We start from the raw sequence: 26,189 nt of genomic DNA, 5'->3' as shown, positions 1-26,189 counted from the left end.
GCTCCCGCCGCGCGACGCTTGAGCGGCGCCTTCACCGTGACTGCGGTCGTACATAGGATTCGTCTTCTCGTGCTCGCCTAGTGAGGCGCTGACCGTCCCGGAAGCGCTCGTCACCCGACGATCCGACCGTCGGGTATGGGAAGTGCCATCACCTCGACGACGGATTTGCAACCGGGCTAAAATTGCGCGCTAGGACGCTTGAGCTCGCTGAATACGTCCTCAAGGTCAAGCGCACTGAACAGTTTGATAAACAAGAGGGTAACTTGACGATGAACTCACACTTCAGCGAAGTCGGCGCGATAGGTCTCCCTGTGAGGGCCCGTAGCGCCGCTCCTAGGTTTTGCAAGTGACTCTCGCGCGCTCCATCCATCCCGACGATACGCCTGCTCTCCGCAAGGAGCGAGGCGCCTTCTTCACGCCTGGCGAGATCACCCGGTTTGTGGCCGACTGGGCCATTCGTAAGCCCAGTGATGTAGTGTTGGAACCGTCCGCCGGCGATGCTGCTTTCCTTGTTGCCGCCGTGGATCGCCTTCGCGAGCTGGCACCGGATATGAAAGTGCGTCCGACCGTCGACGGTGTCGAGATTCATGAGCACAGTGCACGCGTCGCCAATCTGCGCGTACGAGAAGCTGGTGGCAAAGCCAATATTCGGCATAGTGACTTTTTTACGGTCGAACCCGAACCGGTCTACGACACTGTTATCGGCAACCCGCCCTACATCCGCTATCAGGAGTTTTCGGGCGAGTCCCGCGCGCGAGCCCGTGAGGCTGCGCTCCGCGGTGGCGTGTCGCTGACCGGCCTCGCCTCCAGTTGGGCGGCATTCACCGTCCACTCCGCAATGTTCTTGAAGCACGGCGGGCGGCTCGGGCTTGTTCTCCCAGCCGAATTGCTTTCTGTGAACTATGCGGCTCCCGTGCGCCGGTTTCTCTTCAATCGATTCCGCGACGTGCAGCTCGTGCTCTTCGACGAGCAGGTGTTCCCCGAGGCCGAGGCCGATGTCGTACTGCTACTAGCTGACGGTTATCTGGAAGGCCCCGCGCGTCACGCGACCATTCGGCAATCGAAGAACGCGGCTGACCTTGCATCGCTTGGTGCGGGACAGATTTGGACGCCAACCGACCCAGCGGCCAAGTGGACCAGTAGCCTCATCGACCCGAAAGCTATCGAGCCGCTGCACGGACTACTGCAACGAGGACTGTTTACTAGCTTGGAGACGTGGGGAGACACCACCCTCGGCATCGTCACGGGCAACAACAAATACTTCACGCTCTCGCCTCAGCGTGTGAAGGAACTTGGCTTGCGTCGCAATGAGCTGCTGCGCCTTTCGCCGCCTGGAAGTTCCCACCTGCGTGGTCTCTCGCTCTCCAACGCCATGCTTACCAAGCTCGGCCGCGAAGGTCACGCTACCTACCTGTTTTATCCGAGCGATCCACCCTCGGCTGAAGCAGCCGCATACATCGAAAGTGGTCACCGGACCGGTGTCGATACGGCGTACAAGTGCCGCGTCCGCAAGACTTGGTACCAGGTGCCGCTCGTCCCTGCCGCCGACCTGTTATTGACCTGCATGAACGCGGACACGCCCCGACTCACCGCAAACGACGCGGGGGCTCGTCACCTCAACTCGGTGCACGGTGTCTACTTCGATAACGAGTATCGTGAACTCGGCCGCGAGCTCTTGCCGCTTGCGAGCCTGAACTCGGTCACGCTGCTGCATGCAGAGTTGGTCGGTCGCGCGTATGGCGGGGGAATTTTGAAGATCGAGCCGAAGGAAGCAGACGTTTGGGCTATGCCATCGCCCGCGTTGATCGCGGCCCGTGCCGACGCGCTTCGCACAGTCAAGCAACAAGTCGCCGACCTCCTGGAGGAAGGCAGGCTGCTCGACGCCGTAGAAATCGTGGATCAATTGGTCCTTAATGGATGCGGCGACTTGTCCGCAAAGCAGATCAAACAAATCCGGCGGGCGCGAGCAGAGCTTGCCCACCGCCGCACGGTGAGGGCAGCCAGTGGCCGCTAAACAACAAACCGCAAAAGCAAAAGCCTGGGTCCTTTTCGACCGAATCGTCGCCCTCGCCGCCCCCAGCGGTCTACACAGCAATCCTTGGGTCAAGAGCCCGGACGGAAAGTTACGCTTCGAGCCGGATTACGACACGCTTGTGAAACTGCTGGGCGTTCCTCTTCACTTAAAGGCCGGGACCCAATCAGGAGTGCCGGCATTAGCCCTCGATGTATGGATGAGCTATGAGCTGCGACGAGCAGGTTTCGGCTCAGATCAGGTTTGGCCGCGCCCCGTCCATCCGCGCATCCTCCCGGCGTCTGTTGCGGCCTTGCTGGCGGAGCTGCCCAACGGGATCGCAGCGACCTTGGCGGAGCGCGTGACCAGGGAAGGCGCGATCAGTGGTGTTACCTCATCCAGCGCATCCATCCTTGGGAAAAACTACTTCAAGCAGGTTGACGTCATCATCACGGACTGGGCCACTGGCCCCGAGTTGTTGATTTCGACGAAGCGTATGGACTCCTCCTACGGCAAAAACGCTCCGAATCGAGTCGAGGAGTCATACGGCGACGCCAAAAACTTGCGATTGCGGCATCCTCTCACTGCTCTCGGATTCGTGTTTGGGCTTCGCTCCGACATCCTTGAAAAGGAACCTAAAGCTGCCGCATGGTTGTTCGACCTGCTCGCCAAGCTCGGTCGCGAGGACGACGCATACCACGCCACCTGCCTTGTCTTGATGGAATACTCAGACGCGGCCGCAATACCGGACACTGGGGAAGACAGGCACGCTGAAGGCTTGCCGGAACCTGGGCTTGCATCGGATAAAGAGGAGGATGCACCAGCACCGGCGCTCGAGTCCGACGTCGACCGTGACATTGCGGACCTTCCAAAGGTGAAGATCCTCGAAGACGAAACTCCAGAGGAACTCGCACCTGGCCGCTTCCTCGAGGTGATGGTCACGCGTGTCCTTGGCGCTACGCCGGTCGACAGACACGAGGAAGCGCGAGAACGTCGTGCTTCGCCTGAGCTCCGATAACGACTGTCGGCGTAGTGAGGGCAGGCGTTTCCGCTGCAAAGCGGTCATTCATACAGTGCGTATTTCGGCGAACGTGACCGCCGATTTCGGGAACGTCGTCAATTCGGGTTGAGCTGGAAACCTCGCTGCAAATGTAGAACCACCAAAAGCTGCACACAAAATTAGCCCCCGGCAAAGAACGCGAAAGAAAATCGGAGGAAGAAATTGGTCGATGTTGAGGCTCTGACTGGAAAATATGTTCAAGGATGCCTTCTTGGGGATGTCTTGGGTAAGGGGGCTGACGGCATAGTGTACGTTGGGAGACAAAAGGACAGAGATGTCGCAGTAAAGGTGTTTTTTCCCGACGCGCTGGAAAAGAACGGAGCAGACGAGCAGAACGAGCGACTGGAATTGCAATTGCAATTGAAAGGGGGGAAGCATCACGCGAATCTTGTGGAGATATTTGACGGCGGATTTGACGATGAGCTATCCACGCTGTATCTGATAATGGAGTATGTGCCGGGAAGCTCGCTAGACAAAGTTATTTCGGTGTTGCCTCGCGAATCCATTGCGGACCTGCTTGAGCAGTTGGTCAGTGCTGTCCGTTTTCTGGAAGAAAAAGGGCTTTACCACAGAGATATCAAGCCCGCGAATATCGTTGTAAGCGCGGATTTCACGAAATTGACGCTTCTCGATCTGGGTATTGTTTTTCGTGCCCCTACAGCGGAAGAAGAGCAACGCCTTTCGGGCGATGAGTTTGTAGCGTCAGTCCGGTATAGCCCTCCGGAATTCGTGTGGCGGAGGGAAGATGCATCAAATACTGATGCTTGGCGCGCGATTACCTTCTACCAGATAGGCGCGACACTTCACGATATGCTGATGCGAAAACCCCTGTTTCAGGGATATGACGCTCCTCGGGCAGACTTGTACGATTCCGTTAAATTGCGATCTCCGGATCTAGACGCCAAAGATTGTGCTCCATGGTTAATCGAACTTGCAAAAGCTTGCCTGATTAAGGATTGGCGGACCCGGATCGAAATGGTGAGATGGGAAATGTTTCAGGAATCGCAATCCGTCAAGACGGATGTTGCGTCGCGAAGTCACGCTATTCGAGTCAGGCAAATCAGATTGCAAGAAGCGAAAATAATGGAAGAGGAACAGCGTAAGGGCGCCCCGAAAGCGACAGGCGCAAAGGAGTTGTGGTCCCTGCAGGGGCAAGTGTTTATGGAAATTCGGGATTTCATTATGAATTCCCAGATTTTTCCGAAATTCGCTGCAACTCATCAGTGTATTTCGGATCAGCAATATCGCCTATCCTATAGATTCGAAAAGGATTTTGGGATCGGTTTCGGTGAAATTCTATTTTTCGAGGTTTCGCTTGGCATATCATTGGAACACCCGTCCAAAACAGACTTGCTGATAATTGCTAGCACGGACTCGGGGGAGAAAATTCGGGCTGAGTGGAGCGAAATGTTGACTCTCAGTAGCATTGTGGATCGATGCCAAGATGCATTGATCGAAGTCGCGGGCAAGATTGTTTCCTGAAGTGCGGGGTGACCATGAGCGAAATTTTTTGGGTTAGCGAGAGTAACCTTGATCCTGATCAGACTCAGGCTGTGCAAGGTATTGGTGTGGACGAGAGCTTTCTTTTGCGTGGTCCCGCGGGATCAGGCAAAACTAATATTCTACTCTTAAGAGCAAAATGGTTCACGCTGAAAGCGAAAAGCCATTTGCAATTGGTGGTATTTACGAAAAGTCTGAAAGTTTTTCTTCAGAGTGGATGCGCGCAGTATAAATTGTCTCCGGATATCGTCGTCACTGGGGTGCAGTTTTTTAGATCGCTTTTGGATGAGAATGGGATTGAATATGAGCTTACCAAAGACTTTGAAGTTGACCGCGCGATGCTCGCCGGAAAAGCAAAGGCATTGATCGAAGCAAAAGACATCAAGCAAATCTACGATGCGCTACTTGTGGACGAGGCGCAGGACTATACCGATACGGAGTTGTATGTGTTTCGGCGTCTTGCTAATCGCCTAGTTTTGGCGGCCGATTCACGTCAATCTATTTACAAGTCGACGCACTCGCCGGGTTATTTGGAAAATCTGGTTGGCGACAAGGTTGTTACTCTCGAATACCATTACCGTAGCGGATTGAAGATTTGCAATGTTGCCGATGCGATATTGCGTGATCCGGTGAACTATCCACCGGTCAGTGATCAGTGTTTGTACGACGAGACGGCGAGGCCATCGTTGATAGATTCGCATGCTTGCGGGTCCTTTGATGCGCAGATTTCTGAGATATTATTGCGACTTCCTGATCAATTAAAATTGTATCCTCAGCAACGCATCGGCGTGCTATTCCCGAAAAATGAGCAAAAGCAGGCTTTTTTAACGGCTTTGGAGAGTTCCGCAATTGGCCCCGAGCAGCGAATCTGGGTTGATACATTACATGGCAGTAAAGGATGGGAATTCGTAGCGACGCATATCGGCGGATGTGAGGCACTTCCGAAAATGGGGCCCGCACAAAAGCGATTAATTTACACAGGTATCTTGAGGGCTAGAACATCCGTTAGTTTATATTACTCGGGAAATCTGCCTGGCTATTTGTCGAGCGCGGTGGCAAAAATGGCGCCGCCTCCCGATGATCCTGAATTTGGCAAGCTATTCGAGGTCTGAAATGCTGGTTAAAAAGCTACAATCTACCCAAGATTTGTTTTCGCTGGGGAATTCTGAAAGACGGCAGCCCTCGGACTTATTCAGTGCCATTGGCATGAGTGGGCCGGTTTTGCATCAATGCTTCTGGAGCTCCAGTTCCGATTTCTTGAATTTGCCGAACGTCATCGCGGCCATGGGTGACGATTTGGAGACGATATTTGCTGATGTGGCCACTTATTACGGAAATGTTTCTCCTTTATCCGCGTACGTACATGTCGTGAAAGAGGATTTACTCTCGCAGATTGGGTTAAGGGGTAAAAGATATCAATCGCCGAAGTTTGATATTTCCAGTCGAATGCTTGGCGTTTTAGTTTCTCTTATTTTCGGTGAGGCTGAGGCGACACGACGTATTGGCAGCTTGGCGCCAGCGATGGCATCGTACTCCGCGTGCAAGCGAACATTTTCATATGTACTCGCGCGCACAGTAATCTTGTATCCGACGTTCGATATCGATGATGTTCTGCACAAGTGGCTTCTTGCTCGTCAGTTAAGTCGGATGGATTCGCCGACTTATCTTATAAAACTCATTTCAAGAATCGGTATAGGGTTAAGTGCGCAATCTCGTCCGATGCATGACGATGAGCTTCTCCCTAGGAGAGTTTTCGATTACGTTCGAGGCGATGCTACGTCCGAAGAGATCGCTGAAGCTTTAGTCTCGACATATCCCGGCTTAGCTAACACTGTGTCAGTGTTTAGTGGCGTCTTCGATCATAGAATGCAGGCCTTTAATGCGGTTGTTAAAGAGGTCTTGTCTAGTGAAACCCGTGGTTCGGAATTCGGTTCGATTTGTCTCGCATTTTTTGCGAATGCTATTTCTCCGGGATCTTATGCATACGCGGAGTTGCTGAATGATTTTATAAAGAAATACCCGTCCGTGCATATTTGGTATGCGTTGTTCAGTGGTACTTCGAAAGAGGATTCTTGGCAATCGATGGGTGAGGGAGTTGGGAAAAAAATCGCGCGAGATCTCATTCAGCCGTTCTCTTTGGAGGAGCGCCCGCGTTCAGATATCTCCATTGATGAACTTGTTGTATTGTCGCGAGCACAGATTTCGCAGCTGGGAATTAAACCGGTGCATCAAAAATCGATACTGGTTTCGCTATTGCCTGGCGTGGATACATACGTCCGTCTTTCAAACGAAGGTGATCGGATTGCTGAGGGGGGGAATAGTAAGCTTTTGAGCGAGCTCGCGAATAGGGACCGTCAGGTTCGGAAGATGCTGGGAGATGTCATGCAAATGCTGGAGCCTACGGAGGCATATCGTCAGGAGCGTTCCGAAATCGATATGATAAAGACCAATAAGAAGTTGGGAAGGTATTAATTTTATTTGATTATGTTTACCTTTGAGACTCTTGAGTTTTATCGCGGAATGTCGAGTAAATATTCGCTCGACCATCCCTCTATCATTTCGACGCGAAAAGATCGAAATCCGAAAGATACATCACTCGAAGTCCATAACGCCGCCGACGCCTGGTTTGAACGAAAATTCGGCGTGAAGTATCGAAGTCAAGCGGTTTTCCTGACGTCGCGATTACCGATTGCTAGAAAATACGGAGCTACTCCCGAGCATGCATTTAGAATCCTTCCGTTGGGACAGTACTCATTTTGCTGGTCACCGGCTACCGAGGATATGCTTAGTCTAGTCTACAATGGCGTCCGGCCCGAAGACTGTCCGGATAAGCTTGAGTCGGCACAATATACAGAGTCGGACTTGAAGCGGGCGCATGAATCTGGTCATGAGCTCATGCTTTATTGCGAGCGCTATATTGCGGTTCCAATCAGCTTGTGTGGAAGGAGGGATGATGTGCTCAAAGAGTCATCGATTATTATCGTATAACTCCATACGTAGGCGTCTATTTAGGAAAGACGCTTTGCAAGTTCTTCTGCGCGGGGGTGGTAATACCTCATGAGCATACGCGGATCTTTGTGTCCCGTAATCTTCGTCAATTCGTGGAGCGGGAAGATCGAAGCTAGGCGCGACGTCGCCTCATGGCGTAAATCGTGAAAGCGAAGGTCAGTCAGGAACTTGCTATCTGGCTTCAGGTTGCCCGCGCTGCACTCATCGACGTAAATCTTGCGGGCGCGCGCCACTGCGCGCTCGAAAGCTCTCGTAACTGCATCGCTGCGAATTTCGAATATGCGATCAGTCTCCTCCTCGCCGCCGTCCGGCATCTTATTCTTGGCGTTATTCCGTGCTTCTCCCAACGTTTGAAGTACGGAAACAGCGCGTGAAGACAAAGGAACGTCACGCGTGTCTCCGTTCTTCGTTGACGGTAGGTGTGCAACGCGGCGATTGAGGTCGACGTTAGCCCATAGCAGGGAGACGATCTCGCCTCGACGCATTGCCGTTTCAACGGCCAACCAGATGATGGGCGGTAGCAGCACCGAGTTGCTGGCCTTTGCCACACGCTCAAGCTCGCCGTCTTGCGCGCGGCGCTCCGAATCGAGGTCGTCTACGCTTGGCGTGCCGACGGATGCGTTGCTGACCTCAATGCGCCTTGTGCGCGCGTTGTTCGGCTGCGGCTTCCGAACCAGTTCCACCGGATTCGACAGGCTTTCCATGCCCCATTCCTTGCGGGCGACATTAAACACATGTGAGAGAACAGCTAGGCGGCGCAGCACCGTGGCGGGCTTGTAGTCCTTCAGCCATTCGTCGCGGAGCCTCGCTATGTCTGCACTGCGGATCGTGGCTAGCGGCCGCCTTGCTAGGTCAACTTCCTTGCAGGTTTTTAGGACCGAAGATTCCTGCGCCGCCCCCTTTTTTGACAGCGAAACTTCTTCCTCATAGCGCTTCAACGCCTCGTAGAGTGATGTCGCCTCGGCCTCACTGCGGCTGACCCATACGCCGCGCGACATTTCCGATTCGATCATATTGGCCCAGGCTTCCGCCTCGGCCTTGGTAGTAAAGGTCTTGCTCTGCGCTGGGTAGCCGCGCCGGCGTACCTGCGCCTCCCATTGGTACTGCGCACGCTTTCGGATAGTCGGCATTTCTCGGTGTTTGCTCGAACGGAGTGTGGCAAGATTGTGGCAAATAATCGAGATAAACGCCAGAAGCCCCGAATTTGCTGATGAGGTTTTTACATTCGCAATGCGAAGGTCGGGAGTTCGATCCTCCTCCGCTCCACCAACAGATTTGAAAAGGGTTCGGTCGCAAGACCGGACCCTTTTTGCTTTCCCGCCTATCGTTTCCCGCCCGATCCCTCACCGCCCATAACTCGGCCGCTTCGGATCATACGTCCACCCCGGCACCAGATACCGCATCGCCATCGCGTCGTCGCGCGCGGTGCCGCCCACCTGCCGACACAACGCATGCGCGGCCTCCACCTGCGCCATGTCGAGCTCGATCCCGAGCCCCGGCCGCTCCGGCACGGCCACCTGGCCGCCGACGATTTCGAGCGGCTCGCGCGTGAGCCGCGCGTCGCCTTCCTGCCAGATCCAGTGCGTGTCGATCGCCGTGATCGTGCCCGGCGCCGCCGCGGCCGCATGCGTGAACATCGCGAGCGACACGTCGAAGTGGTTGTTCGAATGCGAACCCCACGTGAGCCCCCAGTCGCGACACAGCTGCGCGAGCCGCACCGAGCCCTGCATCGTCCAGAAGTGCGGGTCGGCGAGCGGAATGTCGACCGCCTGCAGCCGCACCGCATGATCCATCTGCCGCCAGTCGGTCGCGATCATGTTCGTCGCGGTCGGAATGCCGGTCGCGCGCCGGAACTCTGCCATCACCTCGCGCCCCGAGTAGCCCGCCTCCGGCCCGCACGGGTCCTCCGCATAAGCGAGCAGATCGCCTTGCCCGCGGCACAGCGCGACGGCCTCGTCGAGCGACCACGCACCGTTCGGATCGAGCGTCGCCCGCGCGTCGGGAAAGCGCGCCTTGATCGCCGCGATCGCCGCCATTTCGTCCGCACCGGCCATCACGCCGCCTTTCAGCTTGAAGTCGGCGAAGCCGTAGCGCGCGACCGCGGCTTCGGCCTGCTCCGCGATCGCGGCCGGCGTCAGCGCCGCTTCGTTGCGCAGCCGGAACCACGGGTCGGCGGCATGCGCCTCGTCGCGATACGGCAGGTCGGTGCGCCGCCGCTCGCCGATGTAGAACAGGTACGCGAGCATCGGCACCGCGTCGCGCTGCTGCCCCTCGCCGAGCAGCGCGGCCACCGGCACGTCGAGATGCTGGCCCAGCAGGTCGAGCAGCGCCGCCTCAATCGCGGTGATCACGTTGTCGAGCCGCAGATTGATTTCGTGCGGCTGGCGCAGCACCGCCGCTTCGCTCGCCGACGTCACCTCGTGCCGGATCGTGCGCCCGGCCGCCGCACCCGCGCCGGACAGCGCCGCGCGCACCGCGTTGAGCGTCGCCTGGTAACGGCCGATCGACTGGCCGACCACCACGTCGGTCATCCGTTCGAGCGCTTGACGGATGCCTTCGCCGCCGGGCACTTCGCCGACGCCCGTGTGGCCGCTGCTGTCGTCGAGGATCACGAGATTGCGCGTGAAGTACGGCGCGTGCGCGCCGCACAGGTTCAGCAGCATGCTGTCGCGGCCGGCGACGGGAATCACCCGCATGCGCGTGACGCGCGGCGTGCCGGTGTGGCGGGCTTCGGACATCGGTTTGCTCCTGGTTCCGGTCATGCGCGAGCCGCCGGACGCACCGGCGCCGCCCGCGCCGTTCAGTTCATTTGAGCTCGACGCGGCGAATCTCGCCGACGACGAACAGATAGCAGATCACGGCGACGAGCGCGTGCGCGACGACATACACGAGCGCGCCGTTGAACGAGCCGCTGCGGTCGACGATATAGCCGATCGCGATCGGCGTCGTGATGCTGGAGAGATTGCCGCACGTGTTGAGCAGCGCGCCGCTCAGGCCGGCGATCTGGCGCGGCGCGGTGTCGGCGTTGACGGCCCAGCCGAGCGCGCCGAGCCCCTTGCCGAAGAACGACAGCGCCATGAACAGCACGACCAGCACGTGCGAGTCGGTGTAGTTGCAGACGATCATCGACATCGACAGCAGCATGCCGATCACGATCGGCACCTTGCGCGCGACCGACAGCGAGCGTCCCTGCTTGAGCAGCGCGTCGGACACGATGCCGCCCAGGATCCCGCCGAGGAACCCGCACACGGCCGGGATCGACGCGACGAGCCCCGCATTGAGGATCGACATCCCGCGCGCCTGCACGAGGTAGACGGGAAACCACGTGATGAAGAAATAGGTGAGCGCGTTGATGCAGTACTGCGCGACGTACACGCCGACGAGCATCCGGCTCCTCAGCAGCGCCTTCACGTGGTGCATCGACGGGCCGCCGTCGCGTGCGCCGGCCGCGCGGTCGATGTTGACGAGCGCGCCGCCTTCGGCGAGGTAGTCGAACTCCGCGCGGTTGATGCGCGGGTGCGCGCTCGGGTCGTACATCGTGCGGTTCCACACCAGCACGAACGCGAAGCCGAGCACGCCCATCACCGCGAACACCCACTGCCAGCCGAACGCGTGCACCAGCCAACCCATCAGCGGCGCGAACACGACGGTCGCCGCGTACTGCGCGGCGTTGAAGATCGCCGATGCGGTGCCGCGTTCGGCGGCCGGGAACCACGTGGAGACGATCCGGCTGTTGGCCGGAAACGACGGCGCCTCGGCCGCGCCGACCAGGAAGCGCAGCGCGAACAGCAGCCCGAACGCGGCCGCGCCGCCGATGAAGCCGATACCACCCTGCAGCAGCGTGAACAGCGACCAGAAGAAGATGCTGAACGCATAGACGATGCGCGAGCCGAAGCGGTCGAGCAGCCAGCCGCCCGGCAGCTGCGCGATCACGTACGACCAGCCGAACGCCGAGAAGATGAAGCCCATCTGCACGTGGCTCAGGTGCATCGCACGCGCGATGGCGGGGCCGGCGATCGCGATCGCCGCGCGGTCCGCGTAGTTGATTGTCGTGACCGCGAACAGCACGGCCAGCACGAGCCAGCGCACACGCGTGCGCTGGGCCGTTGCCGACGCGGACGCCGGCAATGCGTGAAGCGGATTCATATCTGTCTCCTCCGAGAGGCGGAACGTGCCGGGGCTACTGCGCGTCGAATGCGCGCTTCGTCATATGACGTCTGGCCATTCTGGCACGGGGGAATTCACGTTTTCATGCCAATTGCTGACTTGATTGATTCAGAAGTTGAATCAATCGACAGAACCACGCGCATTCTTTTTTACCCGGATGATATTGACAGTCCATTTATACCCGGATAAAAATAGCGGCATTCCGATTTCCACCGCAAGGCGGCCACGATGACGCTTTCCCTGTTCGTTCCTTCCTACACCGCGTTCGACGGTCATCGGCGCCTCGCGTCCGGGGCGCTGGAGACGGTCGCGCTGGCGGTCCGGCGCGCGGCCGACGACGCTGGGAGCGGCCCGATCGCGATCTTCGACGATGCGACCGGCCGCACGATCGATCTCGACCTGCGCGGCACGGCGGACGACGTCCGCGCGCGCTACGCAGCGGCGCCAGCCGAGGCGCGGGCAGCGTCCGAAGCCGGCGAGCCGGGCGCGGGCGAACAACGCGGCCGCGGCCGGCCGAAGCTCGGCGTGGTGTCGCGCGAGGTCACGCTGCTGCCGCGTCACTGGGACTGGCTGGCCGCGCAGCCGGGCGGCGCGTCGGTGGCGCTGCGCAAGCTGGTCGAGGACGCGCGGCGCACCCATGCAGCGGCCGATCGGCGGCGCGATGCGCAGGCGCGCGCGTACCACTTCATGTCGGCGCTCGCGGGCGATCTGCCGGGCTTCGAGGAGGCCGTGCGCGCGCTGTACGCGAACGATCTCGCGCGGATGGGCGAACTGATCGCCGGCTGGCCGGCCGATGTGAGCGCTCATGTGCTCGCGCTGGCGCGCGGCGATCTGCCGCCGTCGGCCGACGAAGGCTGAACCGGGGCACCATACGATGCCGACTTTCGACCTGAACCGCGGCGCGCTCGCGCCGGTGGCCGACGAAGCCGATCTCGTCGACCTGCGCGTGACCGGCGCGATCCCGCCCGAACTCGACGGCACGTTGCTGCGCAACGGCCCCAATCCGCCCGCAGGCCGTTTCGAAGGCAACGACGTGCTGTCGTGGTGGCCGGAAGCGGCGATGCTGCACGCGATCTCGTTCGAGCGCGGCCGTGCGACCGGCTACCGCAACCGCTGGCTGCGCACGCAGCGCTGGGCGCGCGTCACTGCGCGCGCAGCGCGTCGACGATGCTCATCCGCGCGGCGCGCAGCGCCGGCAGCAGCCCGCCGACGAGCCCCATCACCAGCGAGAACGACAGCGTCTTCACGACGATCGCGGGCGTCAGCACGAAGCGGAACGACAGGTCGGAGAAGGTCTGGAAGTTGGTGGTCGAGAACGACGCGAAGCCCATCAGCGACGCGCACGCGAGCCCCGCGACGCCGCCCGCGAAGCCCAGCAGCAGCGCCTCGAGCAGGAACGCGGCGAGCACGTTGACGCGCTTGAAGCCGAGCGCGCGCAGCGTGCCGATCTCGGCGGTGCGGTTCGCGACCGACGCGTACATCGTGATCATCGCGCCGATCATCGCGGCGATCGAGAAGATCGTCGACAGCGTGACGCCCAGGATGTTGATGAACGTCGACAGCGCCTTCGACTGGTCGCCGTAGAAGGTCTGCTCGCGCTTCGCTTCGTCGGTGAGGCGCGGGTCGACGTCGATGTCGGCCTTGAAGCGCGCGAAGCCGTCGGCGCTCGCGATGCGCAGCACCATCGACGAATAGCTGGTGCGCCGGAACGACTGCATCAGCTGATCGACGTCGCCCCAGATCTCTGAGTCGAAGCCGCTGCCGCCCGCGTCGAAGATGCCGACGACGGTCCAGTCGCGCTGCGCGAAATGCAGGCGGTCGCCGAGCTGCGCGCCGCTGAAGCCGTTCGCGATCGCGCTGCCGACGACGATCTCCGACGAACCCGGCGCGAACGCGCGGCCGGCCACCAGCTTCACGCGCGGACGCAGCATGAGGCCGGCCGGCGACACACCGCGAATCACGACGTTCGACGGCTTGCCGGTCGACGCCTTCACGAGCGAGATCAGCACGACCGCTTCCTTCGACACCAGCGGCCGTCCGTCGGGGCCGAGCGCGACGGCCGGATGCATTTCTAGCGCATTCGCCTGCTGGTGATCGATCGCGCTCTGGATTTCGGTCTCCGCGCCCTTGCGGATCACGACGACGTTGTCCGGTTCGCCGGTCGACACGAGCGTCTGCGTGAGCCCCGCGTCGAGCATCTGCACCGTCGCGAACACGAAGATCACGAGCGCCATCCCGCCGGCCGTCAGCGCGGTGGTGAGGCGCCGGGTCCACAGGTTGCGCGCGATGTAGGTGAGCGGGATCGCCATGCGCCTACCCGATCGCCCGCAGGCCTTCGACCACGCGCACGCGCGCGGCCTGCCATGCCGGCACGAGCGCGGCCGCGACGCCGACCGCGACCGAGCACGCGGCCTGCAGCGCCATCGTCGCGGCCGACACCTTGAACACCGGGAAGATGCCGCCGGCGGCGTGCTTGAACAGGGTCGCGGCCGGCGGCGTCGCCAGCATGCCGAGCGCGCCGCCTGCCGTGGCGATCACGACCGATTCGCCGAACACGAGCGCCGCGATGAAGCCCGGGCCGAAGCCGAGCGCCTTCAACGTCGCGTATTCGGCGGTGCGCTCGCGCGCGCTCATCGCCATCGCGTTCGCCATCACGGCCATGATGATCAGGATCACGACGAACGACACGATGCGGATCGCTGCGATGATCTGGTTCGACATCGCGACGAAGCCGAGCTGGAACGCCTGCTCGGTCTCGGTCAGCGTCTCGGCGAGCGAGTTCCTGAACACCGCGTCGACGTCGCGCGCGATCGCCGCACCGGCGTCCGGGCGCGCGACGCCGAGCACGAACACGCCGACCTGGTCGGCCTGTTTGGGCGTGCGCTTGCGCACCGTCTCGTTCAGGTAGTCCCAGTGGAACACCAGCTGGCGCGTGATCGTCGAATCGTCGCGGCCGTCGAGAATGCCGCGCACGACGAAATCCCACGTGCCGGGGTAGATGGTGCCCTTCAGCGGAATCACGTCGCCGACCTTGAAGCCGAACTGCGTCGCGAGCTGCCGGCCGACCAGGCAGCCGCGCCGGTCGCGGTCGTAATCGGCGCGCTGCTGCGCCGGCAGCAGGTACTCCGGGTACAGGTCGAGATAGTTGTCCGACACCGCGAAGCTCGCGAAGAAGTTCTTCGGGTCGCGATACACGCCGCCGAACCAGTTCGAGCGCACCACGGCGGTCACGCCGTCGACGCCGCGTATCCGGTTCTCGTAGCTGACCGGCAGCGGGAACACGAGCGAGATCGCGTTGCGCGTGACGAGCCGTCCGCTCGACGCGGCGGCCGCGCCCGCGTACCACGCGTCGACGACGGTGTGCAGCAGCCCGAACGCGAGCACGGCGATGGTCAGCCCGAGCACGGTCAGCAACGTGCGCAGCCGGTGCCGCAGCGCGTTGCGCGCGATCAGCTTGAATACGAACATGTCGCGCGCTCGCGCTGGTCAGGCCGCGTGCCCATCGATCAGCTCCCCTTTTTCCAGATGCACGAGCGCGCGCGCGGCGCGGGCCGCCTGCGCGTCGTGGGTCACCATGATGATGGTCTTGCCGAGCTCGGCGTTCATCCGCTGCAGCATCGCGAGCACGTCGGTGGCCGAGGCGCGGTCGAGGTCGCCGGTCGGCTCGTCGGCGACGATCAGCACCGGATCGGTGATCAGCGCGCGGGCGATCGCGACGCGCTGCTGCTGGCCGCCCGACAGTTCGGACGGGTAGTGGCTCATCCGGTCGCCGAGATTGACCATGTCGAGCACCAGCTCGACGCGCTCGCGCCGTTCGCGGCGCGACAGGGTGGTGAGCATCAGCGGCAGCTCGACGTTCTCGAACGCGGTGAGCACCGGCATCAGGTTGTAGAACTGGAAGATGAAGCCGACGTTCGCCGCGCGCCATTCGGCCAGTTGCGCTTCTTCCAGGCGCGTGATGTCGAGGCCGCCCACGCGCAGCTCGCCGCTGTCGGGCCGGTCGATGCCGGCGACGAGATTGAGCAGCGTGCTCTTGCCGGAGCCGGACGGCCCCATCAGCGCGACGAAGTCGCCTGCGGCGATGTCGAGCGTGATGTCGGTCAACACCGGCACGACCTGATTGCCGCGCCGGTACGACTTCGCGACGTGGCGGATCTCGACGAGCGGCGGCGATGCGTCGTTCACGTGCGCCACGCTATTTCTTCGCGACGGTCACGTGCGCGCCGTCCTTCAGTTGCGCCTCCGGCGCGAGCACGACGGTGTCGCCGGGCTTCACGCCGCCGATCGCGACGAGCTCGCCGATCCGCGCGCCGCGCGTCACCGCGCGCGCATGCACGGCGTCGTCCTGCACGACGAACACGACCGGCCGGCCGTCACGCTCGACCACGGCGCTCGCCTGCACGGCCGTCACCGGCTGGCGGTCCTGCGGCGTCGCGGGCTTCGACAGGAACGCGATCTTCGCGCTCATGTCGGGCAGCACGCGCGCGTCGCGGTCGACGAAGCGCACTTTCACGAGCACGGTCGCCTTCGAGCGGTCGACGGTCGGCACGATGCGCGACACGCGGCCCGCGAAGCGCATGTCGGGCAGCGCGTCGAGCTGGATCTCGCACGGCTGCTCCGAGCGGATCTTCGCGATGTTCGACTCGGCGACGTCGGCCTCGACTTCGAGCGTGTCCATGTCGGCGATCGTCACGACCGCGCCCTTGCTGTCCGACGCGGACGAGAACGGCGTGATGTTGTCGCCGACGTTCGCGTGCTTCGCGAGGACGATCCCGTCGAACGGGGCGCGGATCACCGTCTGGTCGACGGCCACCTGGGCGGCCTGCGCGTTCGCTTCGGCCGACGCGATCGCCGCCTGGTCGCTGCCGAGCGTCGCGCGTGCCTTGTTCACGCGCGCCGTGTCGATGTCGAGCTGCGCGGCCGGCACGGCGCCCTTCGGCGCAAGCACGGCGGTGCGCCGCAGCGCGATTTCGGCGTCCTTCAACTCGGCCTGCGCGACGCCGAGATTGGCGCGCGACACCAGCACCTGCGCGCGCGCCTGCGCGAGCGAGGCTTCGACGTCGCGGCTCTCGAGGCGCGCGATGATGTCGCCCTTCTTCACCCGCGTGCCTTCGAGCACGCCGAGCCATTCGACGCGGCCCTGGCCCTTCGACGCGACCGCGGCCTTGCGCTGCGGCACGACGTAGCCGGTCGCGTTGAGCTGCGTGTCGTTCTGGTACGGGTAGGCGGTCGTGACGGACGTCGTGTCGACCGTGGGCCGGCTGGTCAGCACGAGCGCCGCCGCAATCGCCGCGGCAACGAGCGCGGCGGCCGCCGCGTAGCGGACCCAGCGGCGCCGGCGCGGCGCGGGTGCGAGCGGACGCCGGTCGATTTTCAGTTTGTCCAGATTGTGTTCGGGCAATTGGGTCGCCTCGCGACGGCGGCGGTCTCCGGTCTCGCGACGGGCCGCGCGCCGTTCAGTCGGAAGGAGGCCAGTATAGCGTCGCCGCGACGGGCGGAAGCGGCGGTTCGGCGCGTGCGCGGGCGCCGCCGCCGCGGCCCTGCGTCGCAGTGCTCGGTGGAAACCCGGAGGATGCAAGCTGCGTGTCAACTGGCCGCGCCGGCGGTGCGTTATGGAGCCAGTGCGTCAGTATTTGCCGTGACGGAAAGGCCAACGCCGCTCCGCCCGGCCGCGACCGGCAACCCCGGCGCGACTGATGTTCCGATGCGGATGCCTCGCATCTCTTACCGGTACGTTTGACTTTTTCTCCGCTAAAGGAAGAACAATGAAGAAGACGCTCGCTTCGATCATGACCGCAGCATTCGCTCTCGCATCGGTTTCGGCATTCGCACAGGCGTCGGCGCCGGCCGCCGACACGTCGGCTGCCGCATCGGCACCGGCCAAGAAGGATCACAGCAAGCCGAAGCACCAGCTGAAGCACCACGGCTCGAAGAAGGGCCAGGCGAAGGCCGCAGCAGCATCGGCCGCCGGCACGAACGACGCAGGCTCGCAGAACTAAGCACGCTTCGCCGCGGCCGGCGCGACCGGCCGCCCCGTCGCAAGACCCCGCACGCTTTCCGGCATGCGGGGTTTTGTTTTTTCGGGCGTTCGACGCCTCCGAGCCTCGGAACCCGATGCGCCCGCCGAGTCGATGCGGTCGGCATCGCACCGCGCATGGCCGGCCGCAGGCGCTGCAGACTGCCGGCATCTGTGTTTAACTCGCCGCTTCACGGGTCGAAGGAGCGGGAAATGGATCTTGGATTTATCGGGCTGGGCGAAATGGGGCAGGCGATCGCGACGAACCTGCTGAAGGCCGGGCATACCGTGCGCGTGTGGAACCGTTCGCGCGAGCGCGCGGAGCCGCTGGCGGCGCTCGGCGCGCAGATCGTCGCGACCCCGGCCGACGCGTTTCGCGGCGACGCGGTGTTCTCGATGCTCGCCGACGATGCCGCCGCGCGCGACGTGTTCGACGACGCGCTGCTTGCGCAGGCGCCGCGCGGCCTGATCCACGTGAACATGGCGACGGTGTCGGTCGCGCTCGCCGAGTCGCTCGCGCACGCGCATGCGTCGCGCGGCCTCGACTATGTCGCCGCGCCGGTGATGGGGCGCCCGGACGTCGCGGCCGCCGCGCGGCTGACGATCATGGCCGGCGGCCCGGCCGAGGCGATCGACCGCGTGCAGCCGCTGTTCGACGCGATCGGCCAGAAGACCTGGCGGTTCGGCTCTCTGCCGCAGCACGCGAACATCGCGAAGATCGCGGCGAACTTCACGCTCGCGTCGGCGATCGAGACGCTCGGCGAGGCGTCCGCGCTGCTGGGCGCGCATGGCGTCGCGATGCGCGATTTCCTCGACGTGATCACGAGCAGCGTGTTTCCGGGGCCGGTCTATGCGGGCTACGGCGGGATGATCGCCGAGCGCAGCTACGAACCGGCGCGCTTCAAGGCGCGGCTCGGGCTGAAGGACGTCCGGCTCGCGCTGCAGGCCGGCGACGCGGCGTCGGTGCCGCTGCCGGTGGCGAGCGTCGTGCGCGACAGCCTGCTCGATGCGCTCGCGCACGGCGGCGGCGACCAGGACTTCGCGGTGCTCGGCGAAGTCGCACTGCGCCGCGCGGGCCGCTGAGCCGGCGCGGGACAGAAGCGCCGCGCACGCGGCATAATCGTCGTTTCGTTGCTCTATCGCTGAGGCGCGCATGAACCTGCATACGTGGTGGCTTTTCGTGGCGACGGTGTTCGTCGTGTCGGCGATTCCCGGTCCGAACATGCTGCTCGTGATGACCCACGGCGCACGCCACGGGCTGCGCCGCTCGGCGGCGACGATGGCCGGCTGTCTCAGTGCGCTGGTGCTGATGCTGGCCGTCTCCGCGGCCGGGCTCGGCGCGGTGCTGCAGGCGTGGCCGGCGATGTTCAATACACTGCGCTTCGCGGGCGCCGCCTATCTGATCTATCTGGGCGTGAAGGCCTGGCGCGCACGGGTCGACGACGCGCCGGCCGCCGACCTCGCCGCGTCTGCGCCGGGCGCATCGGCGTCGTCGTGGGCGCTGTTTCGCAACGGCTTCCTGGTCGCGGGCAGCAACCCGAAGGCGATCCTGTTCGCCGCCGCGCTGCTGCCGCAGTTCATCAACGCGGCCGAGCCGACGCTGCCGCAGTTCGGCATCCTCGTCGTCACGTTCGCGGCGATCGAGGTCAGCTGGTATCTGGTCTACGCGTCGTTCGGCACGCGCATCGGCGCGACGCTGAAGAGCCAGAGCGTCGCGCGCGTCTTCAACCGGTTGACCGGCGGGCTGTTCGTCGGCTTCGGCGCGATGATGGCGCTGGTCCGTCACTGAACGCCGCCGGCGCGGCCGGCCGCACGCCCCGCACCTCGTCCGAGGGCGGGGCGTTTTCACGTTGGGCGTGGGCACCCGCTGTCACGCGTGCGGTGTCGCCGCGGTATCGGCACGGCCGCACGCTTCGCACCTTGTCGTAGGGCGGGGCGTTTTCACGTCAGGGCATGGGGCATGTGCTGTCGCGCGTGTGGCGTCGCGGTGGCATCGGTCGGCCTTACACCCCGCATCTTGTCGTAGGGCGGGGCGCTTCCACGTCGGCGCGTGCGCATGCGCCGTCACGCGCCCGGCGTCGCCGCGGTATCGGCACGGCGCCCGGCCGACAAGCCGAATACGGTGGCTGCGCCCGCGAACCCGAACCCCACGCCGCACACGGCGCTCCACCCGCCCCACGCCCACGCGCTGCCCGCCAGTGCGGCCCCCAGCGCGCCGCCGACGAAGAACAGTCCGACGAACAGGCCGTTCAGTCGCCCGCGTGCGGCCGGGTTCAACAGGTTGATCTCGCGCCGGCCGATCGTCTGGTCGACGATCACGCCCGCATCGAGCAGCGCCGCGCCGCCGGCCAGCAGCGCCAGCGCGATGCCGCGGTGCGCGGGCGCGTCGAAGCCGAACCAGCCGGCGCCGGCGATGCCCAGCACGGTCAGCGCGGCGAGCATCGTCAGGTGCGCGGCGCGCTGCGCGGCCGGACCGTGGCCGCGATCGCCGACGCGACCTGCCAGCGGCGTGACGATCGCGCCGCTCGCGCCCGCGAACGCGAACAGCGCGATCCCGTGCAGATCGAGGCCGAACGGCGCTTGCGCGAGCCGCAGCCCGACGGCCGTCCAGAACGCGCTGAACGCGGCCATCGCCAGCGCCGCCGACAGCGCATGGCGGCGCAGCACCGGCTCGGCGGCGAGCAGGCGGCCCATCGACGCGAGCAGCGCCCGATAGCCGGTCGTGACCGACGGCACGCGCGACGGCAGCCGCAGCGCGAGCACCGCGGCGATCGCCGCGTCGGCGAGCGCGGCCAGCACGTAGAACGCGCGCCAGCCGGCCGTGCCGGCGATCAGGCTCGCGAGCGGCCGCGACAGCAGGATGCCGAGCATCAGCCCGCTCATCACGTTGCCGACCGCGCGCCCGCGCTGCGCTTCGGGCGCCATCGCCGCGGCCATCGGCACCAGCATCTGGATCACGCTGGAAGCCGCGCCGGCGACGAGCGTCGCCGCCAGGAACACGGCGCCCGAGCGCGTGAACGCGGGCAGCGCGAGCGCTGCCGCGCAGACCACGAGCGTCGCGACGATCAGCCGACGGTTCTCGATCAGGTCGACGAGTGGCACCAGCAGCACGAGGCCGGCCGCGTAGCCGAGCTGCGGCAGCATCGCGACCAGGCCGGTGAGGCCCGCCGGCAGGCGCAGGTCCGCGCTGATCGCGCCGGTCAGCGGCTGCGCGGCGAACAGGTCCATCACGATCACGCCGACCGTCGCGGCGAAGAACAGCGTCATGCCGGCGCTGAGCGCAGGCTGGGCGTGCGCCGCGCGGCGAACGGCGGCGGGGCAGGCGTCGGCAGGGCAGTTCATCGGAGCTCCGCGCAAGTGAGGAAGAAGTCCTCATCGTAGGTATCGCATCGTTATGCGACAATTGAAATATGTCTAACATGATTATGCGAGTTTGCTTTGAATACGCGTGATCTCGAGGCGTTCGTCGCCGTGGTCGACAGCGGCTCGATGGTCGCCGCCGCCGCGAAGCTCCATCTGACGCAACCGGGCCTGACGCGCCGCGTGCAGAACCTCGAGGCGCTATTGGGCCTGCCGCTGCTCGAGCGGCAGAGCAAGCCGCTGAAGCCGACCGCCGCCGGGCGCGACGTCTATGCGCTGGCGCGCAACGTGCTCGGTGCGATCGACGAGCTGATGGCGGCCGGCTCGCCCGACAGCGAGCCGTCGGGCGAGCTGCGCATCGGCGTGCCGCCGTTTCTGTCCGAACTCGCGCTGGAGCAGCCGATCGACCGGCTGCGCGATGCGTTTCCGCGGCTCACGTTGCGCGTGACGGCGGGCTGGTCGCCGGCGCTGGTGCAGGGCATCGAGCGCGGCACGGTCGATGTCGCGACCGTGATGGTGCCGGCCAGCGCGGCGCTGCCCGACACGCTGACGGCCACGCTGCTCGGCACGCAGCCGACGGTGCTGGTCGCCGCGCGCGATTTCCCGCTGCCGGACGGGCCGCTGTCGCTCGACGTGCTGTCGGGTTTTCCGTGGGTGCTGAGTCAGGACGGCTGCGGCATGCGTTCGGCGCTGAGCCGCGCGCTCGGCGCGGCCGGCCTGCCGTTCGACGTTGCGGTCGAGGCGTTCGGCTCGGAATTGCAGCTGTCGCTGGTCGCGCGCGGCGCGGGCATCGGCATCGCCTCGCCGAATGCGCTCGCGCGCAGCGCACATCGCGACGCGCTGCGCGTGGTGCAAACCACGGGGCTCGAGACGCGGATCAACGTATGGATGGTGCACGGCGCGCTGCCGGGCCGCCTGACGCGGCCGGTCGCGCTGCTGCGCGACACGCTCGGCGCCGTGCTGGAGCGGGAGAACGGGGAGGGGTCGGATGACGACTAAACGGCTAGAGTGTGCGTTCGAGGGAAAATCCTGATTTTCTCTACGGAAATGTTGCAATGCCGCATTCGATTCGCTATAGTTACACCTGTCTCCTCCATGTCTCCTCTGATATGGATTCAGCCCGCCTCTTAGGCGGGCTTTTTTTTTGACGCGGGCTGTCGCTTCCTGCAGCTTCGGCCGGTTTCATCCGGCTTCGTCCGCATCAGAACTTGTACGTCATCCCGACGTAGCTGATGATCGGATCCGCCTTCAGCTCCGATTTCGACTCCGCGAGCACCGTGCCGTCGGCGGCCTTGATCGTCACCGTCGACGTCGTCTTCAGCGGGATGTAGGTCACCGACGCGATCAGCCCGAAGTGCTCGGTCAAGTTGTACTGCAAGCCCGCGTTGAACACCGGCTGCCACGACGACGAAGCCTTCGCCTCCACCGACGTCGTCCCCGGCTTGCCCGCGCCCGCCGCGAGAATCGCGCCCAGATTGTCCTGCGTCTGCTTGATGAAGTTCGTATTGAGCTGAAGGTCGCTGAACCAGTTGTACGACACGCCCAGCCCGAGGAACGGCCGGAACTTCGCGGTCGCCGCGCCGAAGTAGTACTGCAGCAACACCGCGGGGCTCCACTGCCGCACGCTCTTGACGATCGGGTTCACCGACGCGAGCCCGATGTTCTGCGTGCCGAGCGCGCCGGCCGGTCCCGGCGGCCTGATGGTCCCCTGGCCCGACACCTTGAACACCGGCGGCACGCCGGCCACCGACGTCACCGCGATGTGGTCGGTCAGGAAATGGCTGACCGTCAGGCCGACCGTGTCGGCGCCGCTCGTGCGCAGGCCGGTGCCGGGCGACGTGAACGTCGGCGGCAGCCGCAGCGGCGTGTTGATCGGCGTCGGCGCGACGTTGGTCGTCATCGGCGTGCTGCTTTGCTGCGGCATCACGTGGAACCAGCCCAGCGTGACGACGTTGCTGCCGGCGCTCTGCGCCTGCGCGGCGAGCGGCGCCAGGGCAAGCGCCCCGGCTGCCGCGCAGAGAAGGGTCTTGTTCATCACGGCTTGCCTCCGCTTACTGGACGAACGCGCCGATCGTGAAATACGGCGTCGTCCCAGCGTTGTCGAGGAAGCCGAACACGCCGCCCGTGAAGATGAACTTGCCGGTCGGCGACGTGCTGCCCGAGCCCGTGTGGATCGTCGTGACCGTGCCCGGCACCTTCTGCGTGTAGTCGAGGTCGAGCGCGGTCGCGAGCGAAGCCTGCGACGGCTGGAACGGATCGAGCAGCGTGGCCTGGTTGTTGATCAGCGCGGTGGTGCGGTAGTCGAACTGGCTGTCGACGCCGATGTATTCGCCGTTCTGCGATCCGGCCGCGATCGCCGTCTGCGGCGACAGGATCGAGATGCTCGATTCGTCGTCGGCGGTGAGGCCCGGCACGCCGTTGCTGTCCGGCGTCGGGTTCGGGTTCGCGACGCCGGTGCGCACGAGCACCGGCACGAGCTGGTTGCGCAGCCTGCCTACGATCATGAAGCCCTTGCCCTGCGGCGTCGCCGACAGCGTCGGCTTCAACTGGCTCTGGTAGTTGTTGCTCTGGAACGCGCCGCTGCCGTCGGCCGACTGCACGAAGTTCGTGCCCTGCTGCACGCACGCGCCGCCGGCGAACTGGCCGGTCGTGTCGCATTTGGTCCACGTGCCGTCGGCGTTGATCGTCACCTTCGCATCGATCGACGCCGGCGCGAATTTCTGCGACGGCACTTCGCCGAAGCCGATATGGCTGTACGTGCCGGCGACCTTCGTGATGTCGGTTTCGATCGACGAGAAACCGATGAACGGGTAGTACGGGAACTTCGTGTCGGGCACCGCGGCCTGGCCGAGCACGCCGTTGAACTGGATCTCCTTGCCCGGAATCGTGCCGCCGGCGACGCCGAAGCCGACGAAGATGCGCGCCGGCCGCGACGGATCGAGGCTCGCGCCGTTCAGGCGGAACGCGCACTGGTTGAGCTTGTTGGTCGGCAACATCGTTTCCTGCGTGAGCGTGCCGCTGTCCACGGTGCCGGCGCGCGTCGGCGTGACGGTACCGGTGGTTTGCGGAACCGCCGATTCGACGTAGGTGACCTGCCAGGTCATCTTGGTCGTGTCGAGCTGGACCTTGGCCAGTTCGCCGCTGCCCGCGCCGCCCGTGAAGACGGTGCTGTAGTCGAGCGACGCCGGGCAGAGCCGGTCTTCGACGAGCGGCGGCGGGTTGTCGCTGCCGCCGCCGCATGCGGAAAGAAGGGGGGCGGCAAGGGCCGCCGCCAGAACGAGGTTGCGCTTCATGTTGCTCCTCCAGATTTGTCTTGTTCGGCGGCCGGCTCCCTGTCGACCGCTTCTGTTTCGTTGCTCGTGCCGCGTGCGTAGCTGCGCCGTGCCGGGCGCCGTCGTTTCGTGCCTTTCCTGCGATGCGTGCGGTGCGCGGCGGCGCGCCCGCCGCCGCGCACCGCTTATTTGCTGATCTGCGCGCCCACGCCGAAGTACGGCGTCGACGAGGTGCTCGCGTTCGCCGACGTCGACGTGACGCCGCCGTTCACGGTGCCCTGCACGAGTGCCGCGTACAGGCCGCCCGTCGCGATCACCACGCCCGACGCGGACGGGTAGGTCGCGCCGCTGGCCGGCTTCGTGGTCGTGTTCAGCAGGCCCGGCGTCGACTGGCCGTAGTCGAGCGTGAAGCCGTCCTCTTCGGCCTGCGTGCTCGGATTGATGAACGACGCGTTGCTGCCGCGGATCAGCGCGGCGGTGTACTTGAAGTTCGAGTCCGCGCCCGCGTAGCCGCCGTCGATCGCGCCCGACTGGAGCGCCGTCGCGCCGGCGAGCACCGCGATCCCCGATTCGTCGTCGACCTTGGCGTCCGTATGCAGCGGCGGCGTGCCGAGGTTCACGTCGCCGGTACGCACGATCACCGGCACCGTCGCGCCGTTGAGCTGCCCGATCACCATGTGCGCGGTCGCCGACTTGCCGGTCGCGCCGATCAGCGGCAGCGACGTCTGCGGCAGGATCTGCGGCGCCTGCGTGCTGTTGAAGTAGCCGCCGCTCGCATGCGGTGTCCACGGATTGCCGGTCGTCATGCAGCTGCCGGACGACGACGTGCACGCACCGTTCGCATCGAACGTCTCGCTCGAGTTGACGCCCTTCGTCGCGTAGTTGCCCGACGGCACGAGGTGATAGATCAGCGCGTTGTAGGTGCCCGGCAGCTTCGAAAGGTCGGTCGTCGTGCTCGCGAAGCCGAGGAACGGGTAGAAATCGAAATGGCGGTTCGGTACCTGGCCGACGTTCTGGATCACACCGGGGATGATCGTGAGCCCGTCGTACTGGACCGTCGCACCGGGGATGCCGCCGCCCGCGACGCCCATGCCGACCAGCAGCATCGGCGGGTTCGCCTGGTTGAAGTCGGCGGCCGTCGAGTAGGTCGAGCCGTTCGGGGCGGTGCCGGCGCCCGGCGTCAGCACGAACGCGCAGCGGGTCTGCTCGGCGGTGGGCAGCGTGCCGGTCGGCGGGTGCACGACCTTGCCGGTGATCGTGACGCCGGCGCGGCTCGGCGTGACGGTGCCGGTCGCGAGCGGAATCGGCGATTCGAGCCATTTGAGCGTGTAGGTCATCGCGACCGCGTCGATGTTGACGCTGACGACCTCGCCGCTGCCGGCGCCGCCGAGGTACGTGCTCTTCACGATGTCGGCATCGGCCGGACACAGCGCGCCGTTGATGGGCTGCGACGGCGGCTGGCCTTGCGTGCCGCAACTCGATCCGGAACATTGGGGCGCGTCGACCGGCGCGAGCGCGCCGCCGGAATCTCCCCCACCACAGGCAATCAGGAAAGGTGCGATGGCAAAGGCCGTTGCCACCCCCTTCGATAAGGCGTGCGACATGCCGCTGTCTCCAATCGTTTAATTGTGCGAGCTAATGTCGCCGTCTGGATATTCGCTGTCAATTGATGAACTCGTCTAAAAAAGGCGCTTGAAACAAAGCGCCCGCGACGAATCCTTTCGGGAAGCGGATTTCAGTAAGAATTAAAACGCGCGGCGCGTCGTAGAGTGGCGCCGCGGTGGGCGTCGGCCG

General features: G+C 64.1%; 21 protein-coding genes and 1 pseudogene. 11 read left to right on the top strand and 11 right to left on the bottom strand.

Annotation, left to right across the window (positions count from 1 at the left end; all coding sequences use genetic code 11):
* The first annotated feature begins 346 nt into the window (after positions 1-346).
* The 5 genes from EX20_RS05610 to EX20_RS31725 all read left to right on the top strand — a co-directional run bounded on the left by EX20_RS05610 (position 347) and on the right by EX20_RS31725 (position 7,043).
* On the top strand, positions 347-2,014 hold the full coding sequence (locus tag EX20_RS05610) for an HsdM family class I SAM-dependent methyltransferase (protein WP_034193023.1): 1,668 nt from the start codon (positions 347-349) through the stop codon (positions 2,012-2,014).
* Positions 2,004-3,029 carry a hypothetical protein gene (locus tag EX20_RS05605; protein WP_034192923.1) on the top strand — a complete coding sequence of 342 codons (1,026 nt, stop codon included), beginning with the start codon at positions 2,004-2,006 and terminating at the stop codon, positions 3,027-3,029. Before EX20_RS05610 ends, EX20_RS05605 begins: the two co-directional genes overlap by 11 nt.
* A gap of 204 nt (positions 3,030-3,233) precedes the next feature.
* Entirely contained in the window at positions 3,234-4,553 is a 1,320-nt protein-coding gene (locus EX20_RS05600) for a serine/threonine protein kinase (protein ID WP_081350636.1), read from the top strand.
* 14 nt (positions 4,554-4,567) lie between these two features.
* Positions 4,568-5,683, top strand: coding sequence for a DEAD/DEAH box helicase (locus EX20_RS30280; RefSeq protein ID WP_072465424.1), 1,116 nt, complete (start codon positions 4,568-4,570; stop codon positions 5,681-5,683).
* On the top strand, positions 5,649-7,043 hold the full coding sequence (locus EX20_RS31725) for a hypothetical protein (RefSeq protein WP_139164683.1): 1,395 nt from the start codon (positions 5,649-5,651) through the stop codon (positions 7,041-7,043). Before EX20_RS30280 ends, EX20_RS31725 begins: the two co-directional genes overlap by 35 nt.
* A gap of 536 nt (positions 7,044-7,579) precedes the next feature.
* On the opposite strand, the gene EX20_RS05590 is transcribed toward EX20_RS31725, so the two are convergent.
* The 3 genes from EX20_RS05590 to EX20_RS05580 all read right to left on the bottom strand — a co-directional run bounded on the left by EX20_RS05590 (position 7,580) and on the right by EX20_RS05580 (position 11,726).
* A complete protein-coding gene (locus tag EX20_RS05590) occupies positions 7,580-8,710 on the bottom strand; it encodes a site-specific integrase (RefSeq protein ID WP_034192920.1) in 1,131 nt (376 codons plus the stop codon).
* Positions 8,711-8,923: 213 nt separating this feature from the next.
* A complete protein-coding gene (locus tag EX20_RS05585; RefSeq protein ID WP_034192919.1) occupies positions 8,924-10,318 on the bottom strand; it encodes an enolase C-terminal domain-like protein in 1,395 nt (464 codons plus the stop codon).
* Between the two features lie 67 nt (positions 10,319-10,385).
* Positions 10,386-11,726 (bottom strand): MFS transporter, encoded by a 1,341-nt coding sequence (locus tag EX20_RS05580; protein WP_011882964.1) that lies wholly within the window; start codon positions 11,724-11,726, stop codon positions 10,386-10,388.
* A 249-nt stretch (positions 11,727-11,975) separates the two neighbouring features.
* Between EX20_RS05580 and EX20_RS05575 the strand changes: the two genes are divergently transcribed.
* Both EX20_RS05575 and EX20_RS30275 read left to right on the top strand, forming a co-directional pair.
* Positions 11,976-12,605, top strand: a complete 630-nt coding sequence (locus EX20_RS05575; RefSeq protein ID WP_034192918.1) for a DUF2239 family protein — start codon at positions 11,976-11,978, stop codon at positions 12,603-12,605.
* 16 nt (positions 12,606-12,621) lie between these two features.
* Positions 12,622-12,897 (top strand): annotated as a pseudogene (locus EX20_RS30275) (carotenoid oxygenase family protein); the annotation flags it as partial.
* On the opposite strand, the gene EX20_RS05570 reads toward EX20_RS30275, so the two are convergent.
* From EX20_RS05570 to EX20_RS05555, 4 genes are read right to left on the bottom strand one after another with little or no spacing between them, the layout of a single operon-like run.
* Positions 12,890-14,056 (bottom strand): ABC transporter permease, encoded by a 1,167-nt coding sequence (locus tag EX20_RS05570; protein ID WP_011882967.1) that lies wholly within the window; start codon positions 14,054-14,056, stop codon positions 12,890-12,892. The pseudogene EX20_RS30275 and the gene EX20_RS05570 overlap by 8 nt on opposite strands.
* 4 nt (positions 14,057-14,060) lie before the next feature.
* On the bottom strand, positions 14,061-15,215 hold the full coding sequence (locus EX20_RS05565; protein ID WP_014722257.1) for an ABC transporter permease: 1,155 nt from the start codon (positions 15,213-15,215) through the stop codon (positions 14,061-14,063).
* A gap of 18 nt (positions 15,216-15,233) precedes the next feature.
* Complete coding sequence (locus tag EX20_RS05560) at positions 15,234-15,932, bottom strand: ABC transporter ATP-binding protein (protein ID WP_014722258.1); 699 nt, start codon at positions 15,930-15,932, stop codon at positions 15,234-15,236.
* A 10-nt stretch (positions 15,933-15,942) separates the two neighbouring features.
* Positions 15,943-17,148 carry an efflux RND transporter periplasmic adaptor subunit gene (locus tag EX20_RS05555; RefSeq protein WP_011882970.1) on the bottom strand — a complete coding sequence of 402 codons (1,206 nt, stop codon included), beginning with the start codon at positions 17,146-17,148 and terminating at the stop codon, positions 15,943-15,945.
* A gap of 364 nt (positions 17,149-17,512) precedes the next feature.
* Here EX20_RS05555 and EX20_RS05550 point away from each other — a divergent pair, with 364 nt between their 5' ends.
* From EX20_RS05550 to EX20_RS05540, 3 genes are all read left to right on the top strand, one after another.
* The gene (locus EX20_RS05550; RefSeq protein ID WP_014722260.1) at positions 17,513-17,746 is read left to right on the top strand and encodes a hypothetical protein; all 234 of its coding nucleotides are present in this window, start codon (positions 17,513-17,515) and stop codon (positions 17,744-17,746) included.
* Between the two features lie 155 nt (positions 17,747-17,901).
* Positions 17,902-18,846 (top strand): NAD(P)-dependent oxidoreductase, encoded by a 945-nt coding sequence (locus tag EX20_RS05545; protein WP_224019990.1) that lies wholly within the window; start codon positions 17,902-17,904, stop codon positions 18,844-18,846.
* A 70-nt stretch (positions 18,847-18,916) separates the two neighbouring features.
* On the top strand, positions 18,917-19,552 hold the full coding sequence (locus tag EX20_RS05540; protein ID WP_014722261.1) for a LysE family translocator: 636 nt from the start codon (positions 18,917-18,919) through the stop codon (positions 19,550-19,552).
* A 275-nt stretch (positions 19,553-19,827) separates the two neighbouring features.
* On the opposite strand, the gene EX20_RS05535 is transcribed toward EX20_RS05540, so the two are convergent.
* Positions 19,828-21,105 carry an MFS transporter gene (locus EX20_RS05535; protein ID WP_034192917.1) on the bottom strand — a complete coding sequence of 426 codons (1,278 nt, stop codon included), beginning with the start codon at positions 21,103-21,105 and terminating at the stop codon, positions 19,828-19,830.
* A gap of 96 nt (positions 21,106-21,201) precedes the next feature.
* Here EX20_RS05535 and EX20_RS05530 point away from each other — a divergent pair, with 96 nt between their 5' ends.
* Entirely contained in the window at positions 21,202-22,122 is a 921-nt protein-coding gene (locus EX20_RS05530; RefSeq protein WP_011882975.1) for a LysR family transcriptional regulator, read from the top strand.
* Between the two features lie 202 nt (positions 22,123-22,324).
* Here the strand turns inward: EX20_RS05530 and EX20_RS05525 are convergent, their stop codons facing one another.
* The 3 genes from EX20_RS05525 to EX20_RS05515 all read right to left on the bottom strand — a co-directional run bounded on the left by EX20_RS05525 (position 22,325) and on the right by EX20_RS05515 (position 25,999).
* Positions 22,325-23,158: an OmpW/AlkL family protein gene (locus tag EX20_RS05525; protein WP_011882976.1), complete on the bottom strand. Its 834-nt coding sequence runs from the start codon at positions 23,156-23,158 to the stop codon at positions 22,325-22,327.
* Between the two features lie 16 nt (positions 23,159-23,174).
* A complete protein-coding gene (locus tag EX20_RS05520; RefSeq protein ID WP_011882977.1) occupies positions 23,175-24,416 on the bottom strand; it encodes a DUF2957 domain-containing protein in 1,242 nt (413 codons plus the stop codon).
* Between the two features lie 164 nt (positions 24,417-24,580).
* A complete protein-coding gene (locus tag EX20_RS05515; RefSeq protein ID WP_034192916.1) occupies positions 24,581-25,999 on the bottom strand; it encodes a DUF2957 domain-containing protein in 1,419 nt (472 codons plus the stop codon).
* Positions 26,000-26,189 lie beyond the last annotated feature (190 nt).

This window comes from Burkholderia sp. WP42 (assembly GCF_000745665.1).
GTDB classification, from domain to species: domain Bacteria; phylum Pseudomonadota; class Gammaproteobacteria; order Burkholderiales; family Burkholderiaceae; genus Burkholderia; species Burkholderia vietnamiensis.
The sequence above is the reverse complement of the archived record's forward strand: the minus strand, read 5'-3'. Positions and strand labels throughout refer to the sequence as shown.

Bases quoted from the DNA above. Each gene is read 5' to 3' on its own strand.
- EX20_RS30280 (WP_072465424.1), top strand. From the start codon at position 4,568: ATGAGCGAAATTTTTTGGGTTAGCGAGAGTAACCTTGATCCTGATCAG.
- EX20_RS31725 (WP_139164683.1), top strand. From the start codon at position 5,649: ATGATCCTGAATTTGGCAAGCTATTCGAGGTCTGAAATGCTGGTTAAA.
- EX20_RS05590 (WP_034192920.1), bottom strand. From the start codon at position 8,710: ATGCCGACTATCCGAAAGCGTGCGCAGTACCAATGGGAGGCGCAGGTA.
- EX20_RS05585 (WP_034192919.1), bottom strand. From the start codon at position 10,318: ATGTCCGAAGCCCGCCACACCGGCACGCCGCGCGTCACGCGCATGCGG.
- EX20_RS05580 (WP_011882964.1), bottom strand. From the start codon at position 11,726: ATGAATCCGCTTCACGCATTGCCGGCGTCCGCGTCGGCAACGGCCCAG.
- EX20_RS05575 (WP_034192918.1), top strand. From the start codon at position 11,976: ATGACGCTTTCCCTGTTCGTTCCTTCCTACACCGCGTTCGACGGTCAT.
- EX20_RS05570 (WP_011882967.1), bottom strand. From the start codon at position 14,056: ATGGCGATCCCGCTCACCTACATCGCGCGCAACCTGTGGACCCGGCGC.
- EX20_RS05565 (WP_014722257.1), bottom strand. From the start codon at position 15,215: ATGTTCGTATTCAAGCTGATCGCGCGCAACGCGCTGCGGCACCGGCTG.
- EX20_RS05550 (WP_014722260.1), top strand. From the start codon at position 17,513: ATGAAGAAGACGCTCGCTTCGATCATGACCGCAGCATTCGCTCTCGCA.
- EX20_RS05545 (WP_224019990.1), top strand. From the start codon at position 17,902: ATGGCCGGCCGCAGGCGCTGCAGACTGCCGGCATCTGTGTTTAACTCG.
- EX20_RS05540 (WP_014722261.1), top strand. From the start codon at position 18,917: ATGAACCTGCATACGTGGTGGCTTTTCGTGGCGACGGTGTTCGTCGTG.
- EX20_RS05535 (WP_034192917.1), bottom strand. From the start codon at position 21,105: ATGAACTGCCCTGCCGACGCCTGCCCCGCCGCCGTTCGCCGCGCGGCG.
- EX20_RS05525 (WP_011882976.1), bottom strand. From the start codon at position 23,158: ATGAACAAGACCCTTCTCTGCGCGGCAGCCGGGGCGCTTGCCCTGGCG.
- EX20_RS05520 (WP_011882977.1), bottom strand. From the start codon at position 24,416: ATGAAGCGCAACCTCGTTCTGGCGGCGGCCCTTGCCGCCCCCCTTCTT.
- EX20_RS05515 (WP_034192916.1), bottom strand. From the start codon at position 25,999: ATGTCGCACGCCTTATCGAAGGGGGTGGCAACGGCCTTTGCCATCGCA.